Genomic DNA, 11,809 nt, shown 5'->3' on the forward strand with positions numbered 1-11,809 from the left:
GGGGCGGAATACGAATCGCTTTGGCGAATCGTATTTAGGGGATTAGAGGTTAAGTCCCATGGCGCGGTACATATTCATCACCGGCGGCGTGGTTTCTTCGCTCGGCAAGGGTCTGGCTTCGGCGGCACTGGGTGCCCTGCTGCAGGCCCGGGGCTACAAGGTCCGCCTCCGCAAGCTCGACCCCTATCTCAACCTCGATCCCGGAACGATGTCGCCGTATCAGCACGGCGAAGTGTTCGTGACCGATGACGGCGCGGAGACCGATCTCGACCTCGGTCACTACGAGCGCTTCACCGGCCGTCCCGCGACCAAGGCCGACAACATCACCACGGGGCGCATCTACCAGGACATCATCTCCAAGGAGCGCCGCGGCGATTATCTCGGCGCGACTATCCAGGTCGTTCCGCACGTCACCAACGCCATCAAGGAATTCGTCCTCGACGGCAACGACGATTACGACTTCGTGCTGGTCGAGATCGGCGGCACCGTCGGCGACATCGAGGGCCTCCCGTTCTTCGAGGCGATTCGCCAGCTCAAGAACGAACTGCCGCGCGATCATGCCGTCTACATCCATCTGACGCTGCTGCCCTACATTCCGAGCGCTGGTGAATTGAAGACCAAGCCGACGCAGCACTCGGTGAAAGAGCTGCGCTCGATCGGCATCCAGCCGGACATCCTGCTCTGCCGCACCGATCGCGAGATCCCGAAGGAAGAGCGGCGCAAGCTCGGGCTGTTCTGCAACGTGCGCGAAAGCGCCGTGATCGAGGCGCGCGACGTCGACAACATCTACGCGGTGCCCGAGGCCTACCACAATGCGGGCCTCGACGACGAGGTGCTCGCCGCTTTCGGGATCGCCTCTCGGATTCCGCCGGAGCTGCGCAGCTGGCAGGAGATCAACGAGCGCATCCGCAACCCCGAAGGCAACGTCACCATCGCCATCGTCGGCAAGTACACCGGCATGAAGGATGCGTACAAATCGCTGATCGAGGCGCTCTCGCATGGCGGCATCGCCAACAAGGTGAAGGTCAATCTCGACTGGATCGAGAGCGAGATCTTCGAGAAGGAAGATCCGGCGCCGTTCCTCGAGCACGTCAACGGCATCCTGGTGCCCGGCGGCTTCGGCCAGCGCGGCGCCGAGGGCAAGATCAAGGCAGCGCAGTTCGCGCGCGAGCGCGACGTGCCGTATTTCGGCATCTGCTTCGGCATGCAGATGGCGGTGATCGAGGCCGCGCGAAACCTCGTCGGCATCGAGGACGCCAATTCCACCGAGTTCGGCCCGACCAAGGAGCCGCTGGTCGGCCTGATGACCGAGTGGCTGCGCGGCAACGAGCTCGAGAAGCGCTCGCAGGCCGGCGATCTCGGCGGCACGATGCGGCTTGGCGCCTATCCGGCAACGCTGAACCGGGGCAGCCGGGTCTCGCAGGTCTATGGCGGCGCGACCGAGATTTCCGAGCGTCACCGCCATCGCTACGAGGTCAATACCGCCTACAAGGACCGCCTCGAGCAGCACGGCCTTAAATTCTCAGGCCTCTCGCCCGACGGTGTGCTGCCTGAAATCGTCGAGTACGAGGATCACCCCTGGTTCATCGGTGTCCAGTTCCACCCCGAGCTGAAGTCGCGCCCCTTCGAGCCGCATCCGCTGTTCGCCTCGTTCATCGAGGCAGCGGCGAAGCAGAGCCGGCTGGTGTAGCCGGCTGGGTCTGCCCTGACAAAGTCTTGCTCGCACGTCCGGCTACGCGGCCGCGATGTCCATCCTGCGGCAGAAGCAAGATGCCTTGATCGGCACCTCCGCCCGCGACTGGGCAAGGTCAAGTCGCTGCTTGATCAGCGGCCTCTCGGCCTTGTCGCCACGTCGCATGAGACATTCGTGCAAGCCGTGAAGCGACCACAGATTGTCGGGATGCTGGCAGGCCCGGCTCAGCTTTCCGTCGAGGCCGAGATCGGAACGGTACACCGCCTCGGCTTCCTGGATCCTTCCCTGCTCCAGCAGCAGCGCGCCGAGTGCGTGACGCGGTGGCTGCATCCATCCCCACGGCTCGTCATAGGGCAGGGCGTCGCTGAGCGCGACGGATCGGCGCAGCTCAGCGAACGCAAAGTCGTAGTTGGCTTTGCGATATTCCAGTTCGCCATTCAACATGGCTTCGGCCACGTCGAGCAGGGCGATGACCTTGTTGTTGTGCACGAGTCGGCTCTCCGGCACGCGCGTCTTCGCCTGTGCGAACAACGCTTTCTCGGTTTCGGCCTCAGTTATGTGGCCAAGCGCCGAATGAGCCACCGCCTTGGCGTAGTGGATCATCGCCGTCACCGAGCAGTATAGCTGCCGATCCTCCGGTAGCTGTTGGGCAATGATGTCGTGCCATTTGCCGAAACGCACGAGAACGTGCTGCTTCATCGTCAAATAGCCTTCTAGGAAGTCCGCCATCGGGGGCGATTGAATGCGCAGCACTGGCTCGGGCACGGTGGCAATGAGTTCCTCGGCCGCTGCGATCGCGGGGGCGTATTGACCCAGGAACATCGCGCCGTAGATGGCGAAGTGGAAGTTGTGAATGACATAGACCAGGTAGACACCCGGATCGTCCGAATAGGCGAGGAACCTGCGGTCGGTCGCCAGCGCCTTCTGGTTGTAGAGCAGGACGTCGTTGTACTGTCCGCACAGCACGTCGAGATGCGTCGGCATGTGGATCAGATGGCCGCTGTCGGGGGCGATCCCGCGCAGCCGGTCGCCAGCCCGCATCGCCCGTTGCGGGTAGGGTGACATCTCCATGAGATGGACGTAGAGATGGAGCAGCCCCGGATGATCCCACGCAGCCGGCGATCGATCGAAAGCTTGTTCGAGCACGGCCCTGCATTCCTCGGTGCCAGCGCCCTTGGTGGGTTCTCCAGACTCAAGGTCCCACATCAGCCACGGCGTCTCGTTCATGATCGATTCGGCAAAGATGGCTCGGACCTCGAGATCGTCGGGATACGTGGCGAAGACCTTTCGCATCTCTCGCGTGAAGGCCTTGTCCCACGGCGCCATGTCCTCGATCGCTTCACGCTGCGGATAGCGCGCCGACAAGGCGCGGATCAGCGCTTGCTCGACCGGGCTCGCCCTATCCGCCTGCGCGAGCGCGTCCTGCGTCGCATCGTATGATGCCGCTAGCGCCAATTGACGGCCTTGTGCGTCATAGCGGACCCAGGGCAGGTTGTAGTTGGGACCCGCGGCGTAGCCGATGCCCCAGTGGGCCATGGCGCAGCTGTTATCGAACTCGAGCGCCTTGCGAAAGCATTTGATCGCCTCGCCGTGGTTGAATCCGAACACCCAGTTGAGCCCTCGGTCAAACCAGAGCTGCGCATCGGGCGAAGTCGTGCTGATTTTGCGGCTGTAGGGTCCGAGATCAAAATAGGTCATTGCCTCTGCCCCCCTTTGATCGCTTCCGTCGTTTTGCCGATTGCTCTCGGGCCGCCGCCGGCTGATCCGCCGGACCGAGCCTGCACATTATCAAGAGCGCCGGCCCCGCGCTATCGAGCTATGCGCGAACCGCCATGAGGGTCGCCCGGCCGAGGCTCAAGACAGAGTTGTGGCCAGCGGGTATAACCGCCGCTCCTGTCAGGGAGGGAGCAAGAATGATCTACGAAATGCGCGTCTATCGTTGCGTGCCCGGCCGCCTACCGGCATTGCTCAAGCGGTTCGAGACCGCCACGCTCAAGATTTGGGAGAAGCATGGCATCAAGCAGGCCGGGTTCTTCACCACCCTGATCGGCGAATCCAACCAGGAGCTGACCTATTTCCTCGCCTGGGACTCGCTTGCCGAGCGCGAGAAGAAGTGGGGCGCGTTCATGACCGATCCGGACTGGATGAAGGCGCGCGCCGAGAGCGAAGCCGACGGCCAGATCGTCGCTAACATCGTCAGCCAGATCCTGACCCCGACCGCCTTCTCGGCGGTGAAGTAGCAGGCAGCGGGCAGGGAACCCTGGCGCAACCCTGATATTCGGACCGTCCGGGCGGAAGAGGGTTGATCCAACCCTCATGCCGGCTATGGTCGCGCCGAAACGAGGGATGTGCCTTGAGCTCTTCGAATTCAGCGGCGCCGGTCGTCACCATCGGCAGGGTCAAGTTCGGCAATGATTTGCCGATCGCGGTCATTGCTGGGCCCTGCCAGCTCGAGAGCCGCCAGCATGCGCTGGAGGTCGCCTCCGCGCTGAAGGAGATCGCGGAGCGGCTGAACATCGGCCTCGTCTACAAGACCTCGTTCGACAAGGCCAATCGCACCAGCGCGGCGGCGGCGCGCGGGCTGGGTCTTGCGCAGTCGCTGCCGATCTTCGCGGAAATCCGATCCTCGCTCGGCTTGCCTGTTCTGACCGACGTGCACGAAGCCACGCAATGCGCCGAGGTGGCGCAGGCTGTGGACATCCTGCAGATTCCAGCCTTTCTGTGCCGGCAGACCGATCTGCTGCTGGCGGCGGCCGCGACCGGCAAGGTCGTCAACGTCAAGAAAGGTCAGTTCCTGGCACCCTGGGACATGGCCAATGTCGTGACCAAGATCACGAGCGCTGGCAATCCCAACGTGCTCGTCACCGAGCGCGGTGCGTCCTTCGGCTACAACACGCTCGTCTCCGACATGCGCGCGCTGCCGATCCTGGCGCGCACCACCGGCGCGCCCGTGATCTTCGACGCCACCCATTCGGTGCAGCAGCCGGGCGGGAAGGGGACGTCCTCGGGCGGCGAGCGCGAATTCGTCCCGGTGCTGGCGCGTGCAGCTGTCGCGGTCGGCGTTGCCGGCGTCTTCATCGAGACCCATCCCGATCCCGATCGCGCGCCGTCCGACGGTCCCAACATGGTACCGCTGCGCGAGTTCGAAGGGCTCATCGCCCGGCTGATGGCGTTCGACGCACTGGCAAAGAATCCGCGCTGATGCAGCAGAGCGAGGCGGGGCCGCAAGATCACGGCTTGCCGGCGGCGCTCTACGTCATCTCAGGCGCAAGCTTCGCCGCTGCCTTATCGGCCCGTGCACTCGATCCGGTGCTGCCGCACGTCGCCGAGGATTTTGGCGTCAGCATCGCGACCGCCGCGGGCTTTGCCGCGGTGTTCGCCTTCACCTTCTCGATCATCCAGCCGATCATCGGGGCCGCCGCCGACCTGTTCGGCAAGACCCGGCTGATGATCGGCTGCCTCGCGCTGCTCGGCTTCGCGAACATCCTGGGCGCATTCTCGACGTCGTTCTCGGTTCTGTTCGCAACTCGCATCCTCGCGGGCATCGGCTCCGGCGGCGTATTTCCGGTGGCGCTCAGTCTGACCAGCGATCTCGTCGGTCCCGAGAAACGCCAGGTTGCGATCAGCCGCACGCTCGCCGGCGCCATGACGGGCAATCTGCTCGGCGCCTCGGCCTCAGGCCTGATCGGTGATTTCCTCGGCTGGCGCGGCGTGCTGGCGGTGCTCGGTGTCCTCGTGATCATCGCATCGATCGCGGTCGCGGCCGGCTTTCGTGGCGCCAAGGTCAAGCATCCGCCGAAGACGAGCCTGTCGGCGTTGAAGGCCGGCTATCGCACTATCTTCACCAACCCGAATGCCTATGTCTGCTATTCGGCGGTGTTCATCGAAGGCTGCTGCGTGCTCGGCCTGTTTCCTTACATCGCTTCGTTCCTGTTCGAGCTCGGCCAGACCTCGCTATCGATCGCCGGCATCGTCATCGCCGGCTTTGCGGTCGGCGGCCTGTTCTACACGCTGACGGTGTCGCGCCTGCTGCCTTGGCTCGGCGTGAGGGGCATGATGATCGCAGGGATGACGCTGGTGGCCTCACAGCTCATCGCCGTCGCCTTCGGTCCACGCTGGGAAGTGCAGGCGCTGAATCTCGTCGTGATGGGCTGGGGCTTCTACATCGCCCATGGCTGTCTCCAGGTCTTCGCCAGCGAGCTCTCGGTCGAGGCGCGCGCCACGGCAATGTCGCTGCATTCGTTCTTCTTCTTCATGGGGCAGACGGTGGGCCCGCTCGCCTACGGCTTCGGGCTCCAGCATGCCGGCAAGATGGCGACCCTGTCGGCGAGCGCCGCGATCATGGTGCTGCTCGGCCTCGTCTGCGCGCGGCTGCTCAAGCAGCGGGCGCCGTCAGATGCGCGCGTCTGAGGGCGCGTCCGGACGAAGCGCCCTCGCAAAAAGCTTCGCAAGCAGTCCTTGTGGCGCTCAGGCGCTCGCGTAGGCCTCCTGCCAGAGGTCAAGCACCTCGTGACGCGTAATGCCACGGGTGATGAACACGATGCGCGAACGGCGGTCGGCAGCATGGGGCCATTTTGCAAGCGCCACCGGCGGATGGAAGACGTGGTGGACGCCATGAACTGCGACCGGCGTCGCTTCATCGCGAAGATTCAAGATGCCCTTGACCCGCAAGAGGTCCTCGCCCCGGGTGGCGCGCAGATGCGCGAGCCAGCGCGATACGGCCATCCAGTCAAGGGGATCGTCGAATGCGATCATGAAGTTAAGGATCGAGGCATCGTGGCTATGATGCTCGTGATGGGCATGACCGTCATCATGATGGTGGCCGCTCTCATGTGCAGCCTTGGCGACGTCGGCGAACGCCTGCTCGTTGAGCCAGCGCTCGATATCGGCTGTCTTCTTTTCGGGGTCAATGAGGGCGGCGCCGAACAGTTGAGCCGGATCGACCTCGCCATGCGCCACGTTCTCGATCCTGGCGCTGGGATTGAGCCGACGAAGCCGCAAGTCCAGTGCGTCAGTATCATTGACCAAATCGCGCTTAGTGATCAGCAGCCGGTCAGCGAGCGCGACCTGCTTCACCGCCTCGTATTGGCGGTCGAGCTGCCGCGCTGCATTGACCGCGTCGACGGTGGTCACCAGGGTGTCTAGCCGAAGGAAATGCGAGACCAAAGGGTTGTTCAGCAGCAGCTGAGCGATGGGGGCGGGGTCAGCCAACCCCGTTGTCTCAACCAGAATCCTGCGGAACGGCGGGACCTCGCCACGATCGCGGCGCACCAGCAGCGCGCGCAGGGTCTCTTCGAGATCGCTGCGAATAGTGCAGCAAATACAACCACTCGCAAGCACGGCGACTTCGCCGTCCACGCGTTCCACGAGGAGGTGGTCGAGGCTGACCTCGCCATATTCGTTGATGATGACGGCGCTGTCCTTCATCGCGTCGTGGCGCAGCAGGCGGTTGAGCAGTGTGGTCTTGCCGCTGCCAAGAAAGCCGGTGATCAGTGACACCGGAGTCCGCTCGGCGGATTTGTCGCTCTCGAAAAGGCTCATCGGCGTCCTCAACCCTGGTCTTATTTTTGTCGCTGGACAACAGCCTAATGGAGGACGAGCATTCCGAAAACAGGATCTTAAGCCCGATCTTAGCGGGCACACCCCGGGAGGAAGCGATGGACGATACCAAAGGCGATGAAGAGAAGGGCGGTGCGGCGACCGATCGGCGGACCTTGCTCCGCACGGCAGGCCTTGCTGGTGCGGCCGGGGCGGCATTCGCAGGTGCGATGCACGGCAAGTTCTCACTTGCACCGATCACCGCGGCCCAAGCCCAAACCCCGGCGATGCCAAAGGGCGTGGACAAGCCTTGGTGGCCCTCGAAATGGGGCAAGGACGACGAGGCTGGCGCGTCGAACCACATCACGCCGGCGAAGGTTCTCGATGCCGTGAAGTGGATCAAGGATGGCAAGATCTACAAGATCGGCCGCGTTTACGAGCAAGGCATGCCGTTGTTCGGCGCCCGCGCATTTTCGTTGCGCATTCCCGGCGGGCCGACTGGCGGCCCGTTCGGCGACAACAAGCTCGTCTATCACGACGAGTTTCTCGCCACCGAAATCGGCCAGACCGGCACACAATTCGACGGGCTCGGCCATATCGGCATCCAGCTGGGCAAGGACGGCGACAAGAGCGAGATGCGCTTCTACAACGGCTTCACTGCCGCTGAGATCGGCGACGCCTACGGCCTGAAGAAGCTTGGCACCGAGAAGCTCAAGCCGCTGTTCACACGCGCCCACCTGATCGACATGGTCGCGCTGAAGGGCGGCATGATGGACGCGGGCCAGGAGATCACCTCGGCCGATATCAAGGCGGCGCTAGCGAAGCAAAGCATCGCGGAGGGCGACATCAAGCCAGGCGATGCGATCATGTTCCACACCGGCTGGGGCTCACTGTGGATGAAGAACAACGATCGCTATAATAGCGGCGAGCCTGGAATCGGCCTCGATGCCGCGAAGTGGATCATCGAGAAGGATCTCGCGCTGACTGCGGCCGACACCTGGGCGGTCGAAGTGGTGCCCAATCCCGACAAGTCGCTCGCCTTCGTGGTTCACGCCGAATTGCAGACCAAGCACGGCATTCTCAACCACGAGAACCTGATCTTCGACGAGTTGATTGCCGACAAGAAGTACCAGTTCGTCTACTGCTTCACGCCGTCGCCGATCAAAGGCGCGACCGGCAGCAATGGCTGTCCGATCGCGATCACCTGAGGCGGATAAAAAAGCGGGTGGGCGGGACGTCCCCGCCCACCACGCGAGCTGCGGAGCGGCGTGCGGCTCGCCTCGCATGGTCCCGGCATGAAATTCGGCGAGATGGCGATCCTGGAGCACAGCCGCAGCGCCGACGTCTTCGCCGACACGCCTGTCACCTGCCTCGAACTGCCGCTCGACAGCTTTGCCGATTACCGCCGCCTGCACCCGGAAACGTCGTTGAAGATCATGCGCAACCTCGCCGCCATCCTGGCACGGCGGCTGGTACTGGCGAATGCAAAGGTGGATTTGCTGAGCGCCTACTGACTATACCGAGACGTTGTTGTTCGTTCCCCGGATGCGACGCAGCGCGCCGCACTTGCGGCGTGGTGCGTTGCTGATCCGGGGTCCAGAATCCGTGGCGCTGGGTCCCGGCTGTGCGGGGCGCAGCGTTTCGCGCTGCACCTTGCGCGGAACACGGGTGGGGGCTGTCTCACTTCGTCCACGTCACACTGGGCGGAGGAGGCTAGCTCGCGCAGCTCTTGCGATACTCAGCCGGCGTGACGTTCATGTGTCTGCGGAAAATCCGATTGAGATGGCTTTGATCGGAAAATCCGCTCAAGAGCGCAATTTCCTTCAGGGCGAGCCGATCCTTGCGCAGATGTTGGCGGGCGCGCTCCACCTTGCGGCTCAGGACATAGGCATGCGGCCGCATGCCATAGTGCACCTGGAACTTGCGCGCGAACTGCACCGGCGAGCAGTTGCAGATGTTGGCTAGCTCCTCGAGCGTGATGTTCCTGGAGATGTTCTGTTCGACATAGTCCTCGATCAGCCTTGCATGCGCTGGCCTGAAGCGCCCCTGCGGACAGGGCAGCTTGAATTCCACCGAGGCATATTTTCGCAAGATGTGCACGCTCGCCTGAAGTGCCAGCGCATCGTAGCAGAGCCGGCCGCCCGGGCCGCCTTCGGACACTTCCTGCACCATCCGGTCACCGATCCAGGTCAGCACCGGATCTTCGATCCTGAGCAGATCGTGGAGTTCGACGCCTTCTGACTCGCGGTCGAATGCCTCGCTCGCGGTCTTCGTCATCAGGCTCGGCGAGATGTAGAAATGGCTGACTTCGAGGTCATTGCTCCAGCGCCAGTTCGAAGGCTCCGCACGTGTCAGCAGGGTTGTGACACCGCGTCCGACGTGATCCTGCTTCCACGCGCCGGTCACACGGCGGTTCATTGACGTGGTGCCTTCGCGATAGACGACGATCAGGAAATTCTCGGACGGCGGCACCCAGATGTCGGACGGCGCATAGCGGAAGACGCGCAACCGAAAGTCAGCCTTGCCCACGGCGGAGCTGTCCAGCATCAATTGGCCGGGAGCGTAGCGTGGGAGCTCCTCAACCGTGATTAATTGGCCCATCGCGCGCCACTCCTTCCCTGAATTCTAAGGCGCGGTTGACCGCTTCTGCTTGTCATTGGCCGAACGGCGGAGACGAGCATAAGCCGGTTTTGCCATTTGCCAAGCGAGCCGTGTTGCCGAACTGCAGAACCGGCAACGGACGTCCGGCTTCGTTCAAAGAATTGTCCGATTTGTTCAAGCTCCAGCCGCCGGAATACTCATAGCTTCCCCCGTCCCGCACTGATGGGATCAACAATGACGCGCTGCACCACCATCCGATCGCATGACGGATGGGGAAGGTCGTGCGCACTCAAAAATCACCGAGGAGGAAGAAATGGCGGAAGCCCTGACCAAATCCAATGGAAGCAACGGTTCGCATGGACCAGCGAGATTCGATGCCGTGGTTGTCGGAGCCGGCGTCGCTGGGCTCTATCAACTCTATCGTCTGCGCGAGCAGGGATTGAGCGTCAGGGGGATCGACGCCGCGTCAGGCGTAGGCGGCACGTGGTATTGGAATCGATATCCCGGCGCGCGCTTCGACTCCGAGGCCTACATCTATCAGTATCTTTTCTCCGAGGAGCTCTACAAGGATTGGAGCTGGAGCGAGAAGTTTCCGGGCCAGCCCGAAATCGAGCGCTGGATGAACTACGTCGCCGACCGTCTCGATCTGCGCAAGGACATCCAGTTCAGTACGACGGTCAAGAGCGCGCACTTCAACGAGGCCACGCAGCGCTGGCTGGTCACGACCGACCGGGGCGATGTGATCGACACCCAGTTTCTGGTCACCTGCTGCGGCATGCTGTCGGCTCCCTACGTATCCTTTCCGGGGCAGGAGACTTTCAAGGGACGGTTGTTCCATACGGCGCGCTGGCCGGAGCAGCCTGTCGACCTCGCAGGCAAGCGCGTCGGAGTCATCGGCAACGGTGCGACCGGCATCCAGGTCATCCAGACGATCGCCGGCGATGTCGGCCATCTCAAGGTGTTCATCCGGACGCCGCAATACATCATCCCGATGAAGAATCCGAAATTTGGGGCCGCGGAGGTCGAGGACTACAAGTCGAGATTCAAGTCACTCACCGAACGCCTGCCGCGCACATTCACCGGCTTTGAATACGACTTCGAGCACGCCTGGGCAGACCTCACGCCGGAGCGCCGCCGCGCGGTGATCGAGGCCTGCTGGAATGACGGTTCTCTGAAGCTATGGATATCCTCGTTCGCCGAGCTGTTCTTCGACCCGGAGGTCAATGCCGAGATCTCCGAATTCGTGCGCGGGAAGATGCGCGAGCGGCTCGAGGATCCGAAACTGTGCGATGCGTTGATTCCTGCCGATTATGGCTTCGGAACGCACCGTGTGCCGCTCGAGCAGAACTTCCTCGAGGCCTTCCATCGCCCCAACGTCGAGATCGTCAGCGTCAAGAGCAATCCGATCGATCGCGTCACGCCCACTGGTATTCAGACCGCTGACGGTACGGTCCATGAGCTGGATGTCATTATCCTAGCAACCGGCTTCGACGCCGGCACCGGTGCCTTGACGCGCATCGATATCAGGGGTCGCGACGGCCGATCGCTGAGGGAGGACTGGGGCAGGGACATCCGCACCACGATGGGCCTGCAGGTTCACGGCTATCCCAACCTGTTCACGACCGCCGTTCCGCTCGCTCCATCGGCTGCGCTGTGCAACATGACCACGTGCCTGCAGCAGCAGGTCGAATGGATCGATGACTGCATCAAGTACATGCGCAGCAAGGATCTGAAGGTGGTCGAGCCGACAAAGGACGCCCAGGACAGCTGGGTGGCCCATCACGATGAGATCGCAAACGCGACGCTGATCGCGAAAACCAATTCCTGGTACCTGGGCTCGAACGTCGAAGGCAAGCCGCGCCGTGTCCTGTCGTACTGCGGCGGCGTCGGCGCGTATCGACAGAAGTGCGACGAGGCCGCGGTGAACGGTTACGAGGGCTTCGCGATGCAATGAGCGCTCGCGACGCGAGCATCGAC

10 protein-coding genes are annotated in these 11,809 nt (G+C 62.9%); 7 read left to right on the plus strand and 3 right to left on the minus strand.

The window, feature by feature from the left end:
* Nucleotides 1–58: 58 nt before the first annotated feature.
* Entirely contained in the window at nucleotides 59–1,690 is a 1,632-nt protein-coding gene (locus I6F31_RS21380; protein WP_100230731.1) for a CTP synthase, read from the plus strand.
* Nucleotides 1,691–1,732: 42 nt separating this feature from the next.
* Here the strand turns inward: I6F31_RS21380 and I6F31_RS21385 are convergent, their stop codons facing one another.
* Nucleotides 1,733–3,391, minus strand: a complete 1,659-nt coding sequence (locus I6F31_RS21385) for a hypothetical protein (protein WP_225186065.1) — start codon at nucleotides 3,389–3,391, stop codon at nucleotides 1,733–1,735.
* Nucleotides 3,392–3,606: 215 nt separating this feature from the next.
* Between I6F31_RS21385 and I6F31_RS21390 the strand changes: the two genes are divergently transcribed.
* The 3 genes from I6F31_RS21390 (at nucleotide 3,607) to I6F31_RS21400 (ending at nucleotide 6,103) form a co-directional block, all read left to right on the plus strand.
* Nucleotides 3,607–3,933 (plus strand): NIPSNAP family protein, encoded by a 327-nt coding sequence (locus I6F31_RS21390; RefSeq protein WP_225125229.1) that lies wholly within the window; start codon nucleotides 3,607–3,609, stop codon nucleotides 3,931–3,933.
* Nucleotides 3,934–4,046: 113 nt separating this feature from the next.
* Nucleotides 4,047–4,895, plus strand: coding sequence for a 3-deoxy-8-phosphooctulonate synthase (gene kdsA, locus I6F31_RS21395; RefSeq protein WP_225186066.1), 849 nt, complete (start codon nucleotides 4,047–4,049; stop codon nucleotides 4,893–4,895).
* Nucleotides 4,895–6,103, plus strand: a complete 1,209-nt coding sequence (locus I6F31_RS21400; protein ID WP_225186067.1) for an MFS transporter — start codon at nucleotides 4,895–4,897, stop codon at nucleotides 6,101–6,103. The genes kdsA and I6F31_RS21400 overlap by 1 nt, the downstream gene beginning before the upstream one ends.
* 57 nt (nucleotides 6,104–6,160) lie before the next feature.
* Here the strand turns inward: I6F31_RS21400 and I6F31_RS21405 are convergent, their stop codons facing one another.
* Nucleotides 6,161–7,234, minus strand: coding sequence for a GTP-binding protein (locus I6F31_RS21405; protein ID WP_225186068.1), 1,074 nt, complete (start codon nucleotides 7,232–7,234; stop codon nucleotides 6,161–6,163).
* Nucleotides 7,235–7,350: 116 nt separating this feature from the next.
* Here I6F31_RS21405 and I6F31_RS21410 point away from each other — a divergent pair, with 116 nt between their 5' ends.
* Both I6F31_RS21410 and I6F31_RS21415 read left to right on the plus strand, forming a co-directional pair.
* Entirely contained in the window at nucleotides 7,351–8,439 is a 1,089-nt protein-coding gene (locus I6F31_RS21410; RefSeq protein WP_225170892.1) for a cyclase family protein, read from the plus strand.
* Nucleotides 8,440–8,499: 60 nt separating this feature from the next.
* Complete coding sequence (locus tag I6F31_RS21415; protein ID WP_225186069.1) at nucleotides 8,500–8,745, plus strand: cyclic nucleotide-binding domain-containing protein; 246 nt, start codon at nucleotides 8,500–8,502, stop codon at nucleotides 8,743–8,745.
* Between the two features lie 199 nt (nucleotides 8,746–8,944).
* Here I6F31_RS21415 and I6F31_RS21420 read toward each other — a convergent pair whose 3' ends face one another.
* The gene (locus tag I6F31_RS21420; RefSeq protein WP_225186070.1) at nucleotides 8,945–9,760 is read right to left on the minus strand and encodes an AraC family transcriptional regulator; all 816 of its coding nucleotides are present in this window, start codon (nucleotides 9,758–9,760) and stop codon (nucleotides 8,945–8,947) included.
* A gap of 385 nt (nucleotides 9,761–10,145) precedes the next feature.
* Between I6F31_RS21420 and I6F31_RS21425 the strand changes: the two genes are divergently transcribed.
* The gene (locus I6F31_RS21425; RefSeq protein WP_225186071.1) at nucleotides 10,146–11,786 is read left to right on the plus strand and encodes an NAD(P)/FAD-dependent oxidoreductase; all 1,641 of its coding nucleotides are present in this window, start codon (nucleotides 10,146–10,148) and stop codon (nucleotides 11,784–11,786) included.
* The last annotated feature ends 23 nt before the right edge of the window (nucleotides 11,787–11,809 follow it).

This window comes from Bradyrhizobium sp. NBAIM01 (assembly GCF_020194115.1).
GTDB classification, from domain to species: Bacteria; Pseudomonadota; Alphaproteobacteria; order Rhizobiales; family Xanthobacteraceae; genus Bradyrhizobium; species Bradyrhizobium yuanmingense.